The sequence below is a fragment of the Hydrogenoanaerobacterium saccharovorans genome, from assembly GCF_003814745.1.
GTDB classification, from domain to species: domain Bacteria; phylum Bacillota; class Clostridia; order Oscillospirales; family Ruminococcaceae; genus Hydrogenoanaerobacterium; species Hydrogenoanaerobacterium saccharovorans.
This window is the reverse complement of the sequence record NZ_RKRD01000004.1, coordinates 13,673-34,738: the sequence shown is the minus strand read 5'-3', so window position 1 is coordinate 34,738 and position 21,066 is coordinate 13,673. Positions and strand designations below refer to the sequence as shown.

General features: G+C 45.0%; 19 protein-coding genes. 8 read left to right on the top strand and 11 right to left on the bottom strand.

Features of this window, described 5'->3' with window-relative positions; translation table 11 throughout:
• Positions 1–73: 73 nt before the first annotated feature.
• Together EDD70_RS13715 and EDD70_RS13710 are read right to left on the bottom strand one after the other, a co-directional pair.
• Positions 74–1,405, bottom strand: a complete 1,332-nt coding sequence (locus EDD70_RS13715) for an ABC transporter substrate-binding protein (RefSeq protein ID WP_162840948.1) — start codon at positions 1,403–1,405, stop codon at positions 74–76.
• A gap of 117 nt (positions 1,406–1,522) precedes the next feature.
• A complete protein-coding gene (locus EDD70_RS13710; RefSeq protein ID WP_092756573.1) occupies positions 1,523–2,497 on the bottom strand; it encodes an SIS domain-containing protein in 975 nt (324 codons plus the stop codon).
• A gap of 606 nt (positions 2,498–3,103) precedes the next feature.
• On the opposite strand from EDD70_RS13710, the gene EDD70_RS13705 reads away from it, so the two are divergent.
• From EDD70_RS13705 to EDD70_RS13675, 7 genes are all read left to right on the top strand, one after another.
• The gene (locus EDD70_RS13705; RefSeq protein ID WP_162840949.1) at positions 3,104–4,009 is read left to right on the top strand and encodes a PfkB family carbohydrate kinase; all 906 of its coding nucleotides are present in this window, start codon (positions 3,104–3,106) and stop codon (positions 4,007–4,009) included.
• A gap of 62 nt (positions 4,010–4,071) precedes the next feature.
• Entirely contained in the window at positions 4,072–5,562 is a 1,491-nt protein-coding gene (locus EDD70_RS13700) for a sugar ABC transporter ATP-binding protein (RefSeq protein WP_092756577.1), read from the top strand.
• The gene (locus EDD70_RS13695) at positions 5,559–6,548 is read left to right on the top strand and encodes an ABC transporter permease (protein WP_092756579.1); all 990 of its coding nucleotides are present in this window, start codon (positions 5,559–5,561) and stop codon (positions 6,546–6,548) included. Before EDD70_RS13700 ends, EDD70_RS13695 begins: the two co-directional genes overlap by 4 nt.
• Positions 6,549–6,606: 58 nt before the next feature.
• Complete coding sequence (locus EDD70_RS13690; protein WP_162840950.1) at positions 6,607–7,596, top strand: sugar ABC transporter substrate-binding protein; 990 nt, start codon at positions 6,607–6,609, stop codon at positions 7,594–7,596.
• A 72-nt stretch (positions 7,597–7,668) separates the two neighbouring features.
• Positions 7,669–8,517, top strand: coding sequence for a TIM barrel protein (locus tag EDD70_RS13685; protein WP_092756583.1), 849 nt, complete (start codon positions 7,669–7,671; stop codon positions 8,515–8,517).
• A 298-nt stretch (positions 8,518–8,815) separates the two neighbouring features.
• Positions 8,816–9,580: a DeoR/GlpR family DNA-binding transcription regulator gene (locus EDD70_RS13680; RefSeq protein ID WP_092756585.1), complete on the top strand. Its 765-nt coding sequence runs from the start codon at positions 8,816–8,818 to the stop codon at positions 9,578–9,580.
• 233 nt (positions 9,581–9,813) lie between these two features.
• Complete coding sequence (locus tag EDD70_RS13675) at positions 9,814–10,824, top strand: SIS domain-containing protein (protein ID WP_092756587.1); 1,011 nt, start codon at positions 9,814–9,816, stop codon at positions 10,822–10,824.
• A 91-nt stretch (positions 10,825–10,915) separates the two neighbouring features.
• Here the strand turns inward: EDD70_RS13675 and EDD70_RS13670 are convergent, their stop codons facing one another.
• From EDD70_RS13670 to EDD70_RS13650, 5 genes are all read right to left on the bottom strand, one after another.
• Complete coding sequence (locus EDD70_RS13670; RefSeq protein WP_092756589.1) at positions 10,916–12,013, bottom strand: acyltransferase domain-containing protein; 1,098 nt, start codon at positions 12,011–12,013, stop codon at positions 10,916–10,918.
• Between the two features lie 157 nt (positions 12,014–12,170).
• Positions 12,171–12,653, bottom strand: coding sequence for a GNAT family N-acetyltransferase (locus EDD70_RS13665; protein ID WP_092756591.1), 483 nt, complete (start codon positions 12,651–12,653; stop codon positions 12,171–12,173).
• On the bottom strand, positions 12,646–13,575 hold the full coding sequence (locus EDD70_RS13660) for a BadF/BadG/BcrA/BcrD ATPase family protein (protein WP_092756593.1): 930 nt from the start codon (positions 13,573–13,575) through the stop codon (positions 12,646–12,648). Before EDD70_RS13660 ends, EDD70_RS13665 begins: the two co-directional genes overlap by 8 nt.
• 13 nt (positions 13,576–13,588) lie before the next feature.
• Entirely contained in the window at positions 13,589–15,133 is a 1,545-nt protein-coding gene (nagZ, locus tag EDD70_RS13655; protein WP_092756595.1) for a beta-N-acetylhexosaminidase, read from the bottom strand.
• A gap of 14 nt (positions 15,134–15,147) precedes the next feature.
• On the bottom strand, positions 15,148–16,290 hold the full coding sequence (locus EDD70_RS13650; protein ID WP_092756597.1) for a DUF1343 domain-containing protein: 1,143 nt from the start codon (positions 16,288–16,290) through the stop codon (positions 15,148–15,150).
• Positions 16,291–16,486: 196 nt separating this feature from the next.
• On the opposite strand from EDD70_RS13650, the gene EDD70_RS13645 reads away from it, so the two are divergent.
• Entirely contained in the window at positions 16,487–17,359 is an 873-nt protein-coding gene (locus tag EDD70_RS13645; protein WP_092756599.1) for a MurR/RpiR family transcriptional regulator, read from the top strand.
• 19 nt (positions 17,360–17,378) lie between these two features.
• On the opposite strand, the gene EDD70_RS13640 is transcribed toward EDD70_RS13645, so the two are convergent.
• The 4 genes from EDD70_RS13640 to EDD70_RS13625 all read right to left on the bottom strand — a co-directional run bounded on the left by EDD70_RS13640 (position 17,379) and on the right by EDD70_RS13625 (position 20,988).
• Positions 17,379–18,131: an alpha/beta hydrolase gene (locus EDD70_RS13640; protein ID WP_092756601.1), complete on the bottom strand. Its 753-nt coding sequence runs from the start codon at positions 18,129–18,131 to the stop codon at positions 17,379–17,381.
• Positions 18,131–19,048 carry an N-acetylmuramic acid 6-phosphate etherase gene (gene murQ / locus EDD70_RS13635; protein ID WP_092756603.1) on the bottom strand — a complete coding sequence of 306 codons (918 nt, stop codon included), beginning with the start codon at positions 19,046–19,048 and terminating at the stop codon, positions 18,131–18,133. Before murQ ends, EDD70_RS13640 begins: the two co-directional genes overlap by 1 nt.
• Before the next feature lie 65 nt (positions 19,049–19,113).
• On the bottom strand, positions 19,114–19,986 hold the full coding sequence (locus EDD70_RS13630; RefSeq protein ID WP_092756605.1) for a carbohydrate ABC transporter permease: 873 nt from the start codon (positions 19,984–19,986) through the stop codon (positions 19,114–19,116).
• A 12-nt stretch (positions 19,987–19,998) separates the two neighbouring features.
• Positions 19,999–20,988, bottom strand: coding sequence for an ABC transporter permease (locus tag EDD70_RS13625; protein WP_092756607.1), 990 nt, complete (start codon positions 20,986–20,988; stop codon positions 19,999–20,001).
• Between the last annotated feature and the right edge of the window lie 78 nt (positions 20,989–21,066).

The following is a 21,066-nucleotide window of genomic DNA, read 5'->3' as shown; positions in this document are numbered from 1 at the left end:
TAAAATTGTTATTATTCCAGTCTTTTATAAAATTGACCTGTTGATGTACCAACAGGTCAATTTAAAGGGTTCCTTACTTATTTGCTGCTCTTACTTCGGTTGCAACGTTTTGAACATTTTTCATAACTTGTTCGGCGGTCATATCGCCGATTGCCAAAGATTGCCCGCCGCGCATAAATGCATCACCAATGCTTGCTTCTACTGCGTTGTCGTACCATGGTACAGAAGATGTCGCACCCATAATCATATCAACCGCCTCTATTTGCTGGTCGGTAGCGGTTTGGGGGTTTACAGCACCTTTTATACAGCTTAATTCTCCGGCTTCCTTGGTCATTTTTTCGCCGGCCTTTTTCGACAGTATAAATTTTATGAACAGTTCTGCTTCTGCGGGATTTTTTGCTTTATTGCTGAGCATAAACCCTTCAGGTGCACCAGTAAGGCCTGTTTGGTCACCTTTGCCGCCCTCAATACTGGGGAAGTTGAAGAAGCCGTACTCAAAATTGGCACCCGAACCCGCGGCAGTGTCACCGTTAATCAAGCGGATTTCGGCAAGCTGACCGTAAATCATGGGCGCCTCACCGCTGATAAACAAATTGCGCGCTGCCTCGTGGTCCATTGCAGGGGCAGCCTCGCCCATATAAGACGTAAGCTTTTTAAAAATGCTCAGCGCATCAATATAGCTTGGGTCTGTAAATTCTCCGGTCGCTTTATTAATGTCTTTTTTCATAACGGCGGGGTCCAATAACCGCTGAATAATTGTACCCTCGTAATGAGAAACCGCCCATGCATCGGCTAACCCTTCCGTCAGCGGGGCTTTGTATCCTGCATTTTGCAGTTTGTCCAAAGCAGCGTAAAGTTCATCCAGTGTTTTGGGTACCACTATGCCTTCCTTTTTAAAGATTTCTTTGTTATAAAAAAATGCTTTTCCGTCCATCGACATCGGCAGCCCGTAAAGCTTGCCGTCAAATGTGAATTGCTCTAATTGGGAGGAGATAATGCTGTCTGCAAACTCTTTATCGTTTGCCATCAAGTCGTTAAGCGGTTTGACATTGCCCGACTTCACCAAGTTCTCAGCAAATGAACCCGACCAAGAGCTAAAAACATCCGGCACCGAATCTCCCGACACCAAAACCCTTACCTTTTCTTTATACGAATCGTTTAGCACACAATCCATTTGTATATCAATATCGGGGTGTAGCTGTTCAAATTCTTCTACATATGCTTTAAAAATAGAGTTTTTGGGCTCGTTGGGCCAACGATGGAAAAAGGTAACTACCTTTTTCCCCGAACCATCCGGAGATTCTTCATTTTGCCCCTCCGCAGGCTTAGAGCACGCAGATGAAGACATCAGCATAACCATTGACAGGATGATTGATATTCCTTTTTTCAACGCTTTTATACGCATTATTTTCTCTCCTCCTTTGTTTTTTACATATTATTGTACATCTGCTTAAGTTTTTTCTAGCATAGTATGTATCCAAATGAAATTCAATTAAATTTATTTGTTGAATAGGGGAGCTGCTCAGTATTCCATTCTCCACATATAGCGGCGTACCGACAGCGGATGCCCGCGATGGTCGGCAATTTCATCTGCATATTTGCGAAGTACCGCACCCGTTGCCAAAGGCGCAAAATAGCCCTTCAGGTCATCATCAATATCACTCATATCAAAATTAGCGGTATCAATTAAAACAATTTTATTGCTGTATTTTTTGCAAAATGCGTGTGCTCTCTCATCCAACGGGCGGCACTCGTCAAGCCCTTTAATAATAATAAACGGCACATCAAAATCAGTTACTTCGAATGGCCCATGGAAGTATTCACCTGAATGGATTGCATGAGAGTGAATCCATTGCATCTCCATCAGCAGGCAGATTGCAAAGGAATAAGCTACGCCGTAATTTGCACCGCTTGCCATTGTATAAATCATATTTTCTCTTTTATAATCACTGCCAAATTGTTTGGCTGCATCGGCATGTGCATCTACGTTTTTCTGAAGCAAAACAGGGATTTTTTCAATACAAGAAATTGCTCTATCGTATTTTTCGCAGGGCTGCATTGCATTTAAAATGTGAAAAATCAAAGAATACAGGGCTGCATTGTTGTAGTCGCTTGCATCACTCTCATCCGCCCAATTGTAATGGATGGGGTACTCGGCGGCTTTCCAAAGCGGAGAATCGGTCAAATGTGAAAATGCAATGGTGGTTGCACCTTTTGCCCTTGCAACTTCTGTTGCCTTTACCGTTTCGGGAGTATTGCCTGAATGCGAGCAAGTGATGACCACCGAATTTTCATTTAAAGCTTTTGGGGCACGATGTACGAATTCGTTTGATGAATAAACCGTTGCCGCCATATCGCATTCTCTATCCATAATATACTGTGCCGGCTCAAATAACGCCTTTGAACCTCCGCAGGCAACAAAGTAAAAATGATTTACCTTTTTTGCCTTTACGGCAGCTGCTGCTTTTTGAATCTGATCCATATGTTCTTGTTTCATCGGTTTTTCCTCCTAGTATTTTATATAACATTATATAACGTTATAATGTTATTTTTATAATATACCTAAAAAAACAAGAACGCAACCAGTTTTTATATTTATTTTATCTAAATCCACTTTATTCTACTAAACGGATAAATTTTACATCGATGTTTTGTGCAAAAAACAAGCTCCTACAAAAAAGTAAAGCAGCACAATTGATTATCCGTTGGCAATAGAGGGAATTCTAATAACTGATACTGGAATAAAAAATGGCACAAAATTATGATAGATAAGATTTTTCGGTAAAATATCTAGTTTTGGGCGATATGTATTGTATTTGTGTACAATATATAATTTTTTTATTCAAGTTTATTGACATGAATTATTCGGACTGTTATACTAAAGGTGCAAAACGAATCATTATGAATCAAAATGGTTCATAATGAAGCTAAAATGAGCATATACCAGAGTTAAAGTTTAAGGAGGTATCCGAATTGTTCAGTTTTATACACACCTGTTTCAAAAACATAGTAGGCGGATCACCAACCCCAAAAAGCACATCATTTGTTTACACATTTTTATAAGATATAAGCGATTACCACAACGGAACGGAAGGTGATGAATTTGATTCGAATTGTGGGCGTAGGCGACAATGTTGTAGACCGCTACATTCATCAAGGAAAAATGTACCCGGGAGGAAATTCACTTAACTTTGCTGTATACGGAAAACAGCTTGGGCACGATTCGGCATACATAGGTGTTTTAGCGAACGACCAAGAGGCAAAAATGATTATTACCACTTTGAAAAAAGTGGGAGTGGACATATCAAAGTGCCAACATGTGCATGGCGAAACGGGGCGGTGCTCCACACTGCTTGTCAATGGCGACCGTATTATTTCTGATGACAACGACTTTGGAGCTGTAAAAACAACACCCTTGCAGCTAACACCGGAACGATTGGAATATATCGGGCAATTTGATGTCGCCCATACCAGTTGTTATAGTTTCATTGATGACCAGCTGCCAAAAATCAAACGCACCGGCATCCCGTTGGTTTATGATTTTTCTGATATATGGGAAGAAAAAGACTTTGAAAAAATCTGCCCCTATATTGATATCGCATTTTTTTCGGGCAAAAAATTACCCGATGAAAAGCTCCAACTGCTTATGAAAAAAACGGTTGATTTGGGGTGCAGCCTTGCAATTTGCACCATTGGAAAACGCGGATCAATGATATATAACGGCAACCGCTATTTTACTAAATGCCCTTACAATGTGGATGGACAAGTTGTGGACACCCTTGGCGCAGGAGATTCTTTTTTAACCGGGTTTATTACAGCTTACATCGAAGGGGTAAAAAGATATAACGCACTGATTGCACAAAACCCTGACCAATACACCACGCAAAATGACCGAGATGATTACATGGATAATTTGATTGAATACAGCATGAGCGTCGGTAATTTACTGGCTATTAAAAATTGTATGATATACGGCGCATTTGGCTATAGTGCAGATTTACCAATCTGAATTCAATTAGAAAGGGGGGACTATGTTACACGTCATAAGGTTTATACGATGTGTAACCGTTTATGTCAGAAATATTACTAGAGATGAAGGGTATTACCAAAAACTACGGCGGTATAAAAGCATTGGATAATGTTGATTTCGAGCTTAAAAAGGGAGAGCTGCTGTGCTTACTGGGAGAAAACGGTGCAGGCAAATCAACGTTGATGAAAATACTATCCGGTGTAGTGCAGCCCACAGAAGGCGAGATTTTTTTTGAGGGAGAAAAGGTAAACATAACAAACCCCAGCGCGGCACATCAAATCGGAATCAGCACAGTCTATCAGGAACTCGTTCAATTCCCGAATATGACCATTGCAGAAAATGTTTTTATGGGCAGATATCCAAAGAAAAACGGGCTGGTTGATTTTAAGCAGCTCCGCAGCCAAACTTTATCCTTAATGGATGAGTTGCATATTCATTTTTCTCCCGATGACCATATTCTTTCGCTCAGCGTCGCTCAACGCCAATTGGTAGAGATTATGAAGGCTGTTTCGTTCGATTCCAAAATAATCATCTTTGACGAACCAACCTCCTCACTAACTAATGAAGAAACCCAAATTTTGTTCCGTATTATCGGCGATTTGAAAAATAAAGGCGTTTCGCTTATTTACATATCCCATCGGCTTGAAGATATTTTTGCTATCGGTGACCGTATTACCGTACTCCGCGATGGTAAAAACTCAGGCGGCGGTATGGTTAAAGATTTGGATGTTGACGGTGTTATTGCAATGATGGTGGGGCGCTCGCTAAAGTCTCAGTTCCCAAAAATCCATGTTGATATCGGCGAAGAGATTCTGCGTGTAGAGCACATCAATAATGCACATGTAAAAGATACTTCCTTTTCGCTTAAGCGCGGAGAAATTCTTGGGTTCGGCGGATTAATTGGGGCAGGAAGAACCGAATTAATGCGTGCCATTTTGGGCTTGGATGATTGTACAGGGGATATTTATAAGGACGGGAAAAAAATTACGAATAAAAACCCCACACAAGCCATAAAAAACAGCTTTGCACTTGTGCCCGAAGACCGTAAAGACCAAGGTTTGGTGCTGATTCGCAGTATTCTTCACAATATGGAGATGAGCTCTTTAAAGCAGCTGAGCCAAGCAGGGTTTATGAAAACGGATATGGAAAAGATGAAAACCGCAGCGTATATCAAAAAGCTTCACATTAAAACAGCAGGTCCGCATCAGCTGGCGGGAGACTTGAGCGGCGGTAACCAGCAAAAGGTAGTTTTAGCTAAATGCCTGATTACCATGCCGGATATCTTAATATTGGATGAACCCACAAGAGGCATAGACGTCGGTTCAAAAGCAGAAATATATGAAATCATGAGTGACTTGGTAAAGCAAGGGGTTTCTATTATTATGATTTCATCAGAACTCCCTGAATTAATTAATATGAGTGACCGCATTATTGTAATGCGCGAAGGTGCCATAACAGGCGAACTGCCGGCTAGCGAAGCCACAGAAGAAGCTGTTATGAAACTGGCTACCAAGGAGGCAATCAGAACATGAACATAGTTGAAGCAAAAGAAAAATTATCGAACAAGGCAGTTGTTAAAAAACTGAATAGTACTGATTTTAGGTCGTACTCAGGTCTAATATTAGTAATTCTCGTTGTAGGTACGTTTTTAAGTTTTCGCAGCCCCAACTTTTTAACACAGCAGAATATTTTGAATGTTCTTCGCCAAATTTCTGTTTACGGTATTCTTGCATGCGGGCAGGCTTTTGCTATGATGACAGGCGGCATTGATCTTCAGGTTGGTTCGGTTGCAGGGCTATGCGGTGCAATTGTAACTAAAATAGTGGTAGGAAATACGATAGGGCTTGTACCGGCAATGATTGTTGGTATGGTGATTGGCGGCATCTTGGGGCTATTTGCAGGATTTATGATTGCGAAAACAGGCATTCCGGCATTTATTATGACACTGGGCCTGCAAATCTCTTTAAGAGGTGTGGCATATTTAATCTGCGATGGCAAACCAATCGGCAATCTGCCTGAAAATATGCTTCATCTGGGGGTTGGTTCAGTAGCAGGGATTCCCGTACCGATTTTATTTATGCTTGCTTCATTTGTAATCATCGGCATCATTCTATCCAAAACATCTTTTGGGCGGTCTGTCTATGCGGTAGGCGGTAACTATCAGGCAGCCTTTCATTCGGGTATCAATGCAAAACGCGTGATTATGCTTTCTTATATGATCAGCGGTATCTTAGCGGCACTGGCAGGCGTTATTCTATCGGCACGAAATGCATCGGCTCAGCCAACTGCGGGCAATGCATTCGAAACCGAAGCAATCGCAGCATGCGCTATGGGCGGTGTATCTTTCAGCGGCGGCAAAGGCGCGGTAACAGGTATTTTCTTAGGTGCACTGCTAATGGGCATTATAAACAACGGCATGAACTTAATGTATATCAGCTCTTACTGGCAGTTGGTGGTAAAAGGCGCAATTATAGTAGCATCGGTGTTATACTCTATTTTCTCTTCTAAAACAAAATAAGCTCTGCCCTTGTACCATAATGCGGCTTAACCATAAACAAATGAAAAGGAGAACAAATATGAAAAGCATAAAGAAGTTAATGGCTCTGGTTTTGGCACTCTGTTTGGTATTGGCGCTAACCGCCTGTGGATCCAAATCAACCGGCGAATCTGCATCTCCTTCCGGTGAAAAGGCAAATCCTGTAAAAAACGGTGAAAAATTTGATGTAGCGTTTTTAACTTGGTCTCTCGCAGAGGAATTTCATGTTGACGTTTTAGAAGGTGCAAAAAAGAAAGCCGAAGAACTGGGGATTAATATTGTATCTCCCGACCCTGCAGGCGACATGCAAAAAGAAATTGCTATTATTGAAGATTTGATTCAGCAAAAAGTAGATGCCATTGTAATCGCTCCTGTTGATGCGGATGCCATTGTTCCTTATATTAAAAAGGCAAGAGATGCAGGAATTATAGTAGTGGATTACGATATTGACACACAGGCAGAGGTAAACGCAAAAGTGCTTGCCGATAACGTTGCGGGCGGTAAAATTGCAGCGGAATATCTGATTGAACAGATGGGTACAAAAGGAAAAGTACTCATTCTTGAAGAAGTTCCCGGTGTAACAACCGCAGAAGAAAGAATCAAAGGTTTTTCAGACGTGATGGCGCAATATCCCGATATAGAAATTGTCCGTCAGCTTTCTACCGGTACACGCGATACTCACCGCGCAACTACAGAGAATATGCTTACCGCACATCCCGATATCAAAGGCATCTTCTGTTTTATGGGCGACAACACATTGGGCGCTTATGCAGCATGTCAGGCAATGAACCGTAAAGATATTAAGATCGCTGGATATGATGCCACTCCCGAACAGCTTGAAATTATGAAAAAAGACGGGCCCGAGTGCCAGATTATCTCTTCGGTTGCAATGTACCCTAAAGCAATCGGCCGCGTATGTATCGAAACGGTTTCGAAATTATTGCAGGGCGAGCAGATTAACGGTGTGGTACATACCGAACAAGGCTTGCTAAAGGCAAAAGAAGTAGATACTTTTGTAGAAAAAGACTAAATTACAATCTTTAAAATCCTGCTGGCAATCTGTCGGCAGGATTTTTTAAAGGATTAAAAGAATTGAGGTGTCATGATGAAGTTTGCGTTTTTAACCTATTTATTCTGTAGGTTCCCATTAGAATATTCTTTTAAAATGGCACAGGAATACGGTTTTAAAGGTGTTGAAATATGGGGTGCCCGTCCGCATGCTTATGCGTATGATATGGGGCAGGAAGAGATTGCACAAATCATCAAATGGAAGCGCCTATACGGTATTGAAGTTTCGATGTTTACTCCCGAAATTCTTTCTTACCCTTATAATCTCGCATCTTTCAGCCCAAAAGAGCGGATGCAAACCCTAGATTACCTTATCAAAAGCGTAGAAACCGCGGCAGAAATCGGTACAGATAAAATGCAGATAACCGTACCCCATGCGGGATACAGAACAAACCGCCAAACGACTTGGAACGCTTTGGTTGACGGTGTAGGGCAACTGTGCAAACGGGCAGAAACGCTTGGCGTAGATATTATTATGGAATCACTCTCCCCATCGGAGGGGAACCTTATTACAACGGCAGATGATTTACTGAAATTGTTCGAAGACGTAAAAAGCCCTGCTTTAAAAGGTATGATGGATACAGTCCCACCCTTGATAACCTGTGAACCGTTTACAGAGTATTTCGATAAATTGAAGGACAAAATGGCATATATTCATCTTTGCAATACCGACGGCGCAACTGAATTCCATATGCAGCTGGACGACCGCCGCGGGTTGATTCCTATAACCGCACTATTCCGTATCTTTCAACGTTACGAATACAAAGGCTGGTGCTCGGTAGAACTTCTATCGCCTTACTTTAGCAGCCCAGAGCTTTATTTGGCGCAATCGGCAATTGTTATAAATCAAATCTGCAGCGAATTGGATATTAAACGTGGTTAATTCAGTTATCAAAGGCAAAAATGAACTATCACTATATCCGCAGTTAGCGGCTCACTTTCAAAATGCCTTGTACCGCAAAAACAAACTCAGTCACAAAAGGGTTCGGTTCATCTTTATACATAATTGTAATACCTTGACAATTGAAAAAATACAAGATATACTTAAACCGTGAGTTGAATTGGTTCAAAATGATTTATTTAGATTTATTTTCAGCAAATTCGCTCGTAATAATTTCATCTGTAAATAAGCCGAGCAGATGAAATTTTATACGCCATAACGGCAATGGCGGGGTGATTTTTTGATTAGGGATGAACGTCTGGCAAGAATAACAGAATATGTTCAAAACAGACATTTTGCCAGTGTTGATGAGCTGATGAATGTACTAGGGGTATCCAAAGCAACCATTCGGCGGGACCTTACCGCGCTAAACGAGACAGGGGCAATCACCTTAACACGAGGTGGTGCCGTGTGCAACGAAGAAGATAGAGTTCCCGAGCCTGCTTACAATGAAAAAAGATCAACGAATGCGATTGAAAAAATACGCTTGGGCGAGGTTGCGAGTAAGTTAATTAAAAACGACCAGGCCGTCATTTTAGATGCAGGAACAAGCACACGCGCTATGGTGCCTTTTATGAAAGATTTGACGGGAATTAACCTCGTCACCAACGATATTGCGATTGCAGCCGATTTAACGTCTTACCCGGGAATTAACGTTACCGTTACAGGCGGCCAATTGCGCCCCGATTTTTTTACGCTGCGCGGTTACGGCGCAGAAGAGCAAATACAAAATATGCGTGCGGATATCGCATTTATCGGGTTTGATGCCATTGATATCAATTCCGGATGTTACATAACCAATATTGATGAAGTTGCTTTGAAAAAACGTATCATTAGTGTAGCCGATAAGGTTGTTGCTTTATGCGACCATACTAAATTTCACAGCACTGCGTTTGTATTGGTTTGCCAAATGTCCGAAATCCATGTGGTTGTAACAGATAAAGAGGTAGACCCCTTGATTGTTGAAGCTTTAAAACAGCAAGATATCGAAGTTATAATTGCATAAAATTTAAGTGATGAAAAGGTGTATGCCGTTAATGGCATGCACCTTTTTTATTTTTAATTGAGCCTATTAGATTCAATTTGATGTTATTAAATTTTTTTGCCGTAAATATTGACATGATTAAATCAATTTGCTATAATAAAGATGCAAAACGAATCAATATGAATCATTTCGATTCATTAAGTAGTTGTAAATTCACATGCAACTATGGATTCTGCACATAAGGAGGAAAACAAATGTTTAATTTTGATGTTCCGAGATACGAAAAAGTAGTAAACGATGCATTGGCACTCAGACCACAGATTGAAGCAGCAGCAGATGAAATTTGCAAAGCAGGGTACAGCAATATTTTCTTTATAGGCTGCGGCGGTACATACGCGCACTCTCTTCCGTTAAAGTATATGCTGGATACTCAGTCTAACATCGAGTCTTACTCTATGATCGCTTCGGAATTTATGGTAATGGGGCATAAAAAATTTACAAAAAACTCTATTTGTGTATTCTCCACAAGATCAGGCAATACCAAAGAAATCATACAAGCGGCTAAATTCTGCAAAGACACAGGTGCAAGAGTGGTCATGTATGTATCCAACGCCGGTACGCCTGCCTGCCAATATGCAGATTACCTCTTCCATAGCTTTGCAGAGGATGACTGCCTTGCAGAGGCAATTTATTTGACTAATATACCTTTTGTTGCAAGAATGATGTACAATGCAGGAGCTTTTGAAAAGTACAGCAACTTTGCAGACCAACTTGCACAAATTACACCTTACCTGATTAAAGCAAAAGAAAGCTACGAAGACAAAAGTAAAGCTATGGCAGAAAAGCATAAAGATACAGATTACCACATGGTTATCGGCAGCGGTTACTTGTGGGGCGAAGCATACGACTATGCAATGTGTATTTTAGAAGAAATGCAGTGGATTAAAACAAAGTCCATTCACGCAGCAGAATTCTTCCACGGAACACTGGAATTGGTTGAAGAAGATACCAGCCTAATTCTTTTCTACGGTGAAGATGAAACCAGACCTTTGATGGACCGCGTACTCAATTTTGCAAAGAAAATAACCAAAGAAATCAATATCTTCGATACAAAAGACATTGAACTTCCGCTGGATCAGGAATTCCGCAAATTTGTATCTCCGTTGATTGTCTACACAATTACAGAGCGTTTAAGCTGCCATCTTGAGCATGTGAGAAACCACCCCTTAACAACCAGAAGATACTACCGCCAGATGGAATATTAATAGAAGTACCCAATAGCAGCAAAGCTCATCAAGCCAAATGGTTTGATGAGCTTTGTTTCGTTCAGAAGAAATACTATTTTGTAAGCGTATTCTATTTTAATAAGCAGATTCCGCCCACATCGAAAATCTCTCCGCCTTGCAGCAGGTAGGCTTTCAGTGCCTTTTGCATGCCGGTTTCTTCAGGGGCATCCTGTAACTGTTTCATGTCAAAATTAAAGCCAAAAATACGTTTTGCCGCAGAGGGCTGCGGTACGCACACAGGGAATTTTGCAAACCTCTTCATAAACTGTACGCTATTGCTGTTGTCTTTTAAAAAATGAAGTAGGGAAGGGTCAAGCAGCCAGCTTTCACACATGGCTGTTTCGCACGGGAACCCTCGTTTTTCAAAAAATCCGATTGCCTGTTCCATCGAACGGTTGACGGCATCGGGTGTCAGCGGTCCCTCCTGCGGTATGTGCATATTCAGTATCGGCATTCCCGGTGAAAGCAAAATGCGGTGTTCTGCTAACCGTATGGTATGTGGTTGCGGCAAAATTACGGCATCATTTATATCAACACGGTTGCCTGTAAGCTGTCCGTGCCCAAAAACAAGGCTTGTGGTAAAAACCGCGGCCTCCGGTTTGCTGTTGGTGTGCTCCACCAACCCTTGTGCCGTTACCCGTATGCCCTCCGCCGCCAAAATTGTAATATCTCCGTTTGCATTACTTTTCAATATATAATAAGGAAAGGGAAAAAAGACGGTTTCATACATCAGCCTGCCCAACTTTAAAATGCGCTGTGCATAGGGGAACAGCACCCACGGCAATTCACCGATACCAGGCACACCATGTTGCTGCTGATAAGTCTCTGCCCAACGCGAAAAATCGCGGAATGTATCTTTCAGTACATCATCCGGCACACCTTGCAAAGAAAGCTGCTGCAGCGCCGCAGGCAGACAAGCACCGAGCAGGGCAGCCAACGCCATGTCGGCATGTTGGGGCAAAAACGCCCTAGCATATTGGGTTAAATTTCGGCATAGCAGTTCTGCTTCACTAACGTTCTTTTCGGTACACAGCAGCCTTTTGGAGTTTTTCGCAACGGTTCGCGCTGTGTCGTCACTTTTGATTGCATCAAGTGCCTTTTGTGCCTGCTGCCAATATTCCTCGTTCATCCCCAAATATTCCATACAAAGCATCGTGTCTATTATCATATAAGCTCCTCCGCAGTGACAAGGTTGTTCTCACCTGACAATACCCCGTATTTTTAAAATGTCAGCTAATATAGGACTACCACAAAAATGCAAAAAACACAAGAGGGCTTATGCCGTAATAATTGTACGTCACAGGTAGGTTACTGAAATAACAACATCATTCCATCTCTTTGCCCAATAAGTCGCGGTAAATGCCGGGGGTTGAGCCTTCAATCAAGGTTGCACCAACGCATTTTTCGTAAAATTCAGCGGGGCCCACACCGCCGATGATTGCATACACATAGCCTTCGTCCTGCATGGCGCGCAGGCTGCGCAGCAGCAATGCCTTGCCGATGCCCTTGCCTCTTTCACTGTCCAACACTCGTGTAGGGCCAAAAAAATCCAAAGCTGTTGCATTGTAACAAGCATAGCCAAGCAGCTTTTTTCCTCTGGTGGCAATAAAACACGAAACCGGCACGCGGCTAAAGCTGACGTCACATTCGCCCGCGGCGCTTTCGCTTGAATTTTTGCGCACCCAATCCACAATTCTCAGTTTATCGGGTGCCAAAGCCCTGCGGATGACAATTTCCTCCTGCTCGAATTTCTCTAAAATCTCCCTTTCATCGGGCAGATGGAGCAGGTTTACTAACATATCAGGCATTTTTGTTCCTCCCCTTGATATAAGCGTCTTTTGCCATCAGCGCTGCGCCCATAGACGGAGTGTACCTTTCTTTGATGCAGCGCAGCGTTGGAAAGCGCTTGTATAATCGTTTTTCAACACCCTTGCGGATACGTTCGTTTTGATTAAGGATACTGCCGATGAGTGCCATTTCATCATTTTCAAGTTGGAGCTTTTCAACCACGGTTTCTGCCAGCAGCGCCAGTTCATCGCACGCTTTGCGTACAATCTGCACCGCCGCCGCATCTTCTTGCTGCAGCGCTGTGGCAACCAATGGTGCAAGCTGGGCGATTTCTTTTTTCTGCGTGGCTTCGTCATAGGTAAAACGAATCAGCTCTGGAATGTTGCCGATGTCCAATTGCTGAAATACCAATTCTGTCAGCACGGTTTTCGGGGCGCGCCCGTCATGCGCACGCACAATCGCGGTGAGTGCATCCCGCCCCAAAGCATAGCCGCTGCCCTCGTCATCAATCTTGTTGCCCCAGCCACCGCAGCGTGCAGTACGCCCGTCTTCGGTGCGGCCGTAGCAGATCGAACCTGTTCCTGCAATAAGTACCGCCCCTGCGGGTTTGCCCAACGCACCGTACAGTGCGGCTTCTTGGTCGCCTACCAGCATCAACTTGCCGCTGTAACCTCCTGCAACAAATACATTTCGAATCAGCGCCTCTGTTTTGGGGTTACTGATACCCGCAGTGCCAATGCAAATCATATCGCAGTTGGATAATCCTCGATTTGGTTTATCCAGCCAGGCAAGAACCTCTTGCAGGGTGTTTTTTACCTGTTCTTCCGAGCCTCCGTTGCTGTTGAGCGGACCAAACACGCGGTCGCCCTGCGGCGTTCCGCTCAAAGACATCACCTGTACAGCAGTTTTTGTACCGCCTCCGTCAATTCCCACTACAAACACAAGTCTATCCTCCTTACAGGCTGATGCTCAGTTTTCCCGTAGGTGTCAGCTCACCACGCAGAAAACGCACCACCGCATCCAAACCGAGGGGGGTATACTCAAATGCGGCAAGGCGGCAAACACTTTGCGGCATGCTAGCCAAATCGTAGGGGTTGCGCAGCGCTACGGCTGTTACGGGAATGCCGCTTTCTGCCAATGCTTTTACCAGTTGCAGTTGCCCGCGGTGCAGATGGCCGTTGTATGTACCAACCACAGCACTGCTGTATTTACCTGCCTGCTGTACAAGCTGTGCAATCTCTTCGTTTGTGGGGTTGGGCGAAAGATTCGTCCCATCACCGCCCAAGTGCTGTACCATATACTCCGCAAACGAAAGACTTTTGTCCTCCACGTTCGATGCCAACGTAACGCGGAACGCATAGGGTGCCAAAAACCATGGCTTATCGCCCAGCGGCACACGCTCTCCACCAACCAGTGTCAGTGTTTTATCCATCATTTCCTGCACTGCATGTTTATGCTCGGTGCATCCTACTATTTCTAGCGGCAACGGCTCGGTATGTACATATTTTTCTTTGCAGTCAAGAATGCGCTGTATCGATGCATCCATTTCGGCTGTGTCCATACTGCCGTTTTCCAACTCTTGCAGTACCGCTTTTACCGCTTCTACCGCAACCGACGGGGTGTGCGAAACAAATACCATATCCACCCCTGCCTTCATCGCGCTGACAATGCCGTTTACCGTGCCGTAATACTGTTTGATGGCACTCATTTCCATACAATCGCTGATGACCAAACCTTGAAAGCCCATGCGCTGTCTTAACAGCTCGGTTACGATTTTACGCGACATGGTGGCAGGGATTTCTTTCGGCTCCAACTGGGGGAACAGGATATGTGTTGTCATAATCGACGGGATACTCGCCTTGATTGCCTCTGCAAACGGACGAAGTTCGTTTTGTTCGAGTTCCTGCAACGGCTTATCCACTTTGGGTAAACTCAAGTGCGAATCCACATTGGTATCGCCATGCCCCGGGAAGTGTTTTGCCGAGGATGCCACACCCGCATCGGCAAGGCCGCGAATCATTTCTAAACCGTAGCGGCAAACCGTTTCGGGGGTGTCGCCATAACTGCGCACACCGATGACGGGGTTGTCGGCATGGGAGTTGATGTCCATATTGGGGGCAAGGTTAAAGTTAACCCCCATCGCCCGCAGTTCCTGCCCCGTAATGTACCCCGCACGATAGGCATTTTCTGGGTTGCCGGTGGATGCGATTGCCATCGCTCCGGGGATATTGCTCGCATCCTGCGAAAGGCGAGTTACCATGCCTCCCTCTTGGTCAATTGTAATAAAGGCGGGGATGCCCGTTTCTGCCTGCACTAATTTTTGTATTTCGTCACACAGTGTTTTTAGCTGTTGTGCACTTTCGATATTGTGCCTAAAAAGGATGATATTGCCCACTTTATATTCGCGCACCAACGCGATGATTTCATCATTCAGCTGTGTGCCGCCGAACCCTGCAATCAACCTTTGACCGACTTTTTGTTTTGCTGTTAAGTTATTCACTTGCCACACTCCTTTTAATCATAAAGATGAAACTGTTTTTTATATTCTGCAAATGCTTTGCATTCTGTTTCAAAATCAGCCAATATCTGTTTTTCATCCCAACCAGGTTGTTCAAACAGGCTGTCGCCCGTAAGCAGGCTGATAAAGGGGCGCCCGCCTTCTTTGCTCGGCGGCAGAATTTGAAAATCTTTGGGGTACATCTGCGCAATCTTGCTCAGCAGTTCCACACCCGTTCTCACAGGCTCAACGGCAGCGTAATCGGTGATGTGAAGGTGTACACCTTGACAGGCTTTGTCCGCATGTTTTGAGGCGGTCGGCTTAAAATACACCGGAGTAAATAGCAGCCCGGGCAATGCTTTTGCGTTCATCTCGCGTGACAGTGCAGGCGCGCTGATATACGGTGCACCGATGATCTCAAACGGGCAAGCCGTGCCCCGCCCCTCTGAAACATTGGTTCCTTCAAAAAGGCAGGTGCCGGGGTAGAGCAATGCGGTATCAAAACGCGGCATCCCCAAGCTGGGCATCATCCAAAGGTTGCCCGTTTGTGGGAACAGCATCTGCCGCTGCCAACTCGCGCAGGGTACAACGGTCAGTTTACAGCCCATCTTTTTCTCGCTGTTTGCCATCGTTGCAAACTCGCCCGCAGTAAGCCCGTAACGCATACACAGGGGGTACGCTCCCACAAAGCTTGTGTATTCCGTTTTTAGCAGGTTGCCCTCCACACGGTCGCCAAGCGGGTTGAGCCGATCTAATACAATCAGCTCTTTGCCGCATTTTGCGCAATCCTCCATCGCAAGCAGCAGGGTAGAGATAAATGTATAGTATCGCACCCCCACATCCTGTATATCGTACACCACGGCATCCACGCGCGCGAGCATTTCTTCAGTCAGCCGTTTGGAATCTTTTCTGTAAAGGCTGTAAACAAGCAGTCCCGTTTCTGCATCGGTATAGGTGTCCACCGTTTCGCCTGCATCGCGGTCGCCCCGCACCCCGTGCTCTGGCGCAAATAGGGCAGTTAACCCGTAACTTTTGTGCAGTATTTCTATGGTAGATTGCAGCGCAAGGTTAACGCCCGAAACCGATGTTATCAGCCCGAGTGCTTTCTTTTTAAAAAGGTGAGGAAAAGAGTCTATTCGGTCGATGCCATTGCAAACCATAAATTCGCCCCCTTTGGTAAATTGTATCTTGCGATTTTATAAGCCCTATTGACTTTTTTACCCGATTTGTGTTAAATAAGGGTAGGAATGTGAAACTTTATTTCGGGTTTTATTTTTATAGTTTCATCTTACAACCGAAACGCCCCGATTCAAAATCACTTATTGTTCACCATTGATAGGGAAGGGATTGAGACAATTGACAAAAACTGAATTACGCGTTCAAGGGATATACGACAGCTTGAGCAACTCGGGCAAAAAAGTGGCAGATTACTTTTTAAATAATGTTGAAAATGTATTTCATATGCCAATCTCGCAGCTTGCGGCAGAATCGGGTGCCAGCCAGGTTGCGTGGGTAAGGTTTTGCAAAACCATTGGTTTTGAAGGCTTAAAAGATTTAAAAAGAAGCCTGTTTACCGAACTAAACGAAAATTCTGCCGAACAGCAGCCGCACGACAGCGAACTGCTTTATGCCGATATCCGCGGCTGCGATACAATAGACAAAATGATCCAGACGGTGCGCAGCAGCAGTATACAGGCGATTGACGATACTTTGACGCTGCTTGACAGCGACACGATCGAGCGTGTTTCGCAGCTGATTATAAAAGGAGATTCGGTTAAAATCTTCGGCGTAGGTGCATCTGCACTTGTGGCAGAAGATTTGTTTAATAAACTTTTGCGCATCGGCAAAAACGCTTGTTTCTGCCGCGATGTACACATCCAGTTTACCTATGCCACCAACCTTACCCCCAACGATGTTGCGGTGTTTATTTCGCATTCTGGCGCCACGCAGGAGGTTATTGAGTGCCTGCATCTTGTAAAAGATTCGGGCTGTTCCACCGTAGCCATCACTAAATTCTGCAAAAGCGTGCTGGCAAACGAGGCAGACTACCTGCTTTTTACATCGTCACCCGAAGTGTACCGCCGAAGTGGTGCCATGAGCAGCCGCATTGCACAGCTCACGTTAGTAGATGTGCTGTTTACCGCCATCGCCAATCAAGATTACCACCGTGTAGAAACTTTACTGGATAACAGCTATAAAATATGCCACGCACATAAAATCATCGGATAATATTCGGAGAAAAGAGCTGTTAAGGCTCTTTTTTTATTCCAAAGAAGTAGTGGAATGCCTTTTGCACAGAGCTGTCCCAAAATGCCCAATCGTGCGCCCCGGGCGCCCACTCAAACCGCAGCAGATAACCAAGCCGATTTAAATGAGCCTCAAGGCGTTTGTTCATCTCCGCCAAAGCATCCTGTTCACCGCAAGTTAGAAAAAACGGAGGCAAGTCACTTCTGCCTGCACATTTTTCCGCAAGAGAGAATAAATCTTCCTGCTCGTTGGGCTGTAAATCAGAACCAAACAACGCGGCAAATTCGTGCTCCAATGCAGAGTTGTCTTTGCTGCTTTGCACATACTCTGCAAGGTCTGCCACTGATGAAAAAGCTGCAACACCTGCATATCGGGCAGGGGAGCGCAATGCGCATTTCAGCGCACCGTAACCGCCCATCGAAAGCCCCATAACATAGGTTTTGCCCCGTAAACCGAACATGCGCGCGCAGATTTGGGGCAACTCGCTGCTGATGTAGGTAAAATAGGGCAGCCCCTGCCGCATATCGGTGTAAAAGCTGCGCTGTACCTCGGGCATCACCACCGCCACACCATATTGGCGGGCGTAACGCTCCACTGCGGTATAGCGTTGCCAGCCTGTGCAGTTGTCCGATAGACCATGCAGTAGATACACCACCGGAGCTTCGGCAAGGTTGCCTTCATCCGGTAAAATTATCTGTGCGGACGTAGCCATCTGCAAGGTTTTGGAGGAAAAATCGCAACGGAGAAATGCCATTATTCTGCCTCCTGTCCTTGCTTTGTTTTGACGGCATCGGCAATTCTGCCGCCATTGCCGTCCAGCAGAATTTTTGCCTGTTCTGCATCCACACCGCAAAGCAACATCAGTATCGCGTTTTTCGCCGAGAATCCGCACTGCGACAATGCCCTGCGGGCAGTAATGTTATCTGTGCCTGTAGCGGTGCGCACAATCGAAACAGCGCGCTCCACCAGTTTTTCGTTGGTTGCCTTTACATCAACCATCAAGTTGCCGTAAACCTTGCCCAATTTAATCATCACACCGGTAGAGAGCATATTCAGCACCATTTTTTGTGCCGTTCCGCTTTTCATACGGGTGGAGCCGGTAATTGCCTCCGGACCCGGCATAGGGCTGATGCCGATGTCTGCCAGTTCATCTATTTGGGAGGCAGGGCAACATGTCAAGCCGATGACCTTTGCACCCAGTTTTTTCGCGTATTCCATCGCACCAATCACGTAGGGGGTGCGTCCGCTCGCGGCAATGCCCACAAGCACGTCTGCGGCGGTAAAACCTGCTTTTTTTAAATCTTCGCCGCCCATGACGTAGTCATCTTCGGCGCCCTCAATCGCTTTGGTAAAAGCTGCCGTGCCGCCCGCCATCAGTGCCTGCACCAGTTCGGGGTCGGTGCCAAAGGTAGGGGGGCACTCCGCCGCATCCAAAACGCCCAACCTGCCCGAGGTGCCGCAGCCGCAATAAAACAGCCGCCCGCCCGCCGCCAGCTTCTCGTAAATCACATCCACTGCACGGGCAATTTGGGGCAGAACCAGTTCTACCGCATCGGCAACAACTTTATCTTCTTTATTAATCATACGCACCATCTCTAGAGTAGACACCTGATCGATTTTTGCGGTGCGCTCGTTTCTTTGTTCGGTTTGTATATTGGTTAATTCCAGCATGTTATCCTCCTGCCATATCTATCCGCCCCAAGTTAGGCGCGGCGGTATTTTTTATACTTATCCCGTTAACCCTTCACTGCACCAACCGTAAGCCCTTTGACAAAGTACTTCTGCAAAAACGGGTACAGAATGATAATGGGCAGGGTTGAGGTGATGATAACCGCCGACTTAATGGAAATACCAATGGTTGTTTTGTCGGCAGAGCCCGCACCGTCGCCCATAACAGCCGTACCGTTTACGATGTTGCGTAGAAACAGCATAACAGGGTATTGGTCTGTGTTAAGATAAATAAGACCATTGAACCAGTCGTTCCAAAAGAACACGGCGGTATAAAGCCCAATAGTGGCAAGCGCCGCAGTGGATAGCGGCAGAACAATCTTCCATAATATGCCGAAATAATTCAGCCCATCGATGAGTGCCGCTTCTTCAATCTCCTCCGGCATCGACTTAAAAAAGTTGATGAGAATGATGAGGTTAAACTGGTTGATGGCAAACGGCAGCAGCATTGCCCAAATGGTGCCTGTCAAACCAAGTTTGGACACAATAAGGTAATTGGGGATAAGCCCCGCTGCAAAATACATCGAGAAAATAACCATCTTCATTAAAAAATTGTGCCCGATGAGGTACGGCTTAGAAAGAGGGTAGGCAAACAGTATCGTCATTGCCAGTGAGATAACTGTGCCCCCCACGGTGTAAAAAATGGTGTTGCCGTACGCTTTAAAAAAGTTGGGATAGGTAAAGATTTGCTCGTAAGCGCTTAACGTAAAGTTTACCGGCCAAAAAGACACCTGGTTGTTGATGATCGCCTTTGGGTCGGACAGAGAGAGCGCCAACATATAGATAAACGGTACGAGACAGCACAGCAGCACAAAAATCATCAGCGAATACACAATGATATCGAACGCACGGCTGCCCCGCGATTTGTAAATTTTACTCATAATGCCACCCCTTTAGTAAATACTCTCGCCGGTAATTTTTTTGCTGAGCTTGTTTGAAAAGCTCACCAGCACTACGCCGATAACACCGCTGAACAAGCCGATTGCCGTGGCGTACGAATAGTTCTGTGTAAGAATACCAAGGCGATACACCAGTGTATTGATGACGTCGCTGACTCCGGCATTGTTGGGTGTGTACATCAGCAATACCTTTTCAAAGCCCACGTTGAGCAGCCTGCCCACATCGAGGATCAGCATGACCATAATGGTGGGCAGAATGGAGGGGATGGTAACATAAATAATGCGCTGAAAACGGTTTGCACCATCAATTTCGGCGGCCTCAAACAGGTCGCTGTTTACACCGGTGATGGCAGCCAGATAAATGATTGCCGTCCAGCCCATAAACTGCCACGTGTCGGTGAGTATGTAAAGTGTGCGGAAGTACTGCGGTTCGTTCATAAAATAAATGGGTTCCATCCCAAACACTTTATTTAAAAAGATGTTGAGCAAGCCCGAACTCGGGGATAATATCTCGCCCAAGATGGCGATAACCACCACGGTAGAAATAAACCGCGGCATATACGATACCGTCTGCACCAGTTTTTTAAACCGCGGGTGCCGTACTTCGTTTAGCAAAATGGCAAAAATAATCGGCAGCGGAAAATTTACAAGCAGGTTGGTAAACGAAATGGTCAATGTATTGCGGAACGCACTCCAAAAGGCAGGGTCTTTAAAGAACATCTTAAAATAACGGAAGTTTACCCAGTCTGTTCCGAATGCACTCATGCCGGGGCGATACCTGCGAAACGCCAAAATGTTGCCGAACATGGGGGCATATTTAAAGATTACAAAATACAAAATAGGCAGTATCATCATAACGTAAAGCTGCCAGTACCGCTTTAAGTGCAGCTTTAAATTTTCTTTTTTGGGTTGTTGTCTTGTTTTCGTGTCTTTTTTTATTGTACTTGTGTCGATTTCTATTACATTTATGTCTGTTTTTGTCATACTCTGCACCTCCTTGATTAAAACAAAGGGGCTGCTGCAAAACACGGCACCCAGCTTATCGAGTGGTTCTGCGACAGC

Excerpts from the sequence above, each read along its gene's own strand:
- EDD70_RS13675 (WP_092756587.1), top strand. The coding sequence starts at position 9,814 with ATGTTTAATTTTGATGTTCCGAGATACGAAAAAGTAGTAAACGATGCA.
- EDD70_RS13700 (WP_092756577.1), top strand. The coding sequence starts at position 4,072 with ATGTCAGAAATATTACTAGAGATGAAGGGTATTACCAAAAACTACGGC.
- EDD70_RS13695 (WP_092756579.1), top strand. The coding sequence starts at position 5,559 with ATGAACATAGTTGAAGCAAAAGAAAAATTATCGAACAAGGCAGTTGTT.
- EDD70_RS13690 (WP_162840950.1), top strand. The coding sequence starts at position 6,607 with ATGAAAAGCATAAAGAAGTTAATGGCTCTGGTTTTGGCACTCTGTTTG.
- EDD70_RS13715 (WP_162840948.1), bottom strand. The coding sequence starts at position 1,405 with ATGCGTATAAAAGCGTTGAAAAAAGGAATATCAATCATCCTGTCAATG.
- EDD70_RS13650 (WP_092756597.1), bottom strand. The coding sequence starts at position 16,290 with ATGGTTTGCAATGGCATCGACCGAATAGACTCTTTTCCTCACCTTTTT.
- EDD70_RS13640 (WP_092756601.1), bottom strand. The coding sequence starts at position 18,131 with ATGGCATTTCTCCGTTGCGATTTTTCCTCCAAAACCTTGCAGATGGCT.
- EDD70_RS13630 (WP_092756605.1), bottom strand. The coding sequence starts at position 19,986 with ATGAGTAAAATTTACAAATCGCGGGGCAGCCGTGCGTTCGATATCATT.
- EDD70_RS13685 (WP_092756583.1), top strand. The coding sequence starts at position 7,669 with ATGATGAAGTTTGCGTTTTTAACCTATTTATTCTGTAGGTTCCCATTA.
- EDD70_RS13670 (WP_092756589.1), bottom strand. The coding sequence starts at position 12,013 with ATGATAATAGACACGATGCTTTGTATGGAATATTTGGGGATGAACGAG.
- EDD70_RS13710 (WP_092756573.1), bottom strand. The coding sequence starts at position 2,497 with ATGAAACAAGAACATATGGATCAGATTCAAAAAGCAGCAGCTGCCGTA.
- murQ (WP_092756603.1), bottom strand. The coding sequence starts at position 19,048 with ATGCTGGAATTAACCAATATACAAACCGAACAAAGAAACGAGCGCACC.
- EDD70_RS13665 (WP_092756591.1), bottom strand. The coding sequence starts at position 12,653 with ATGCCTGATATGTTAGTAAACCTGCTCCATCTGCCCGATGAAAGGGAG.
- EDD70_RS13625 (WP_092756607.1), bottom strand. The coding sequence starts at position 20,988 with ATGACAAAAACAGACATAAATGTAATAGAAATCGACACAAGTACAATA.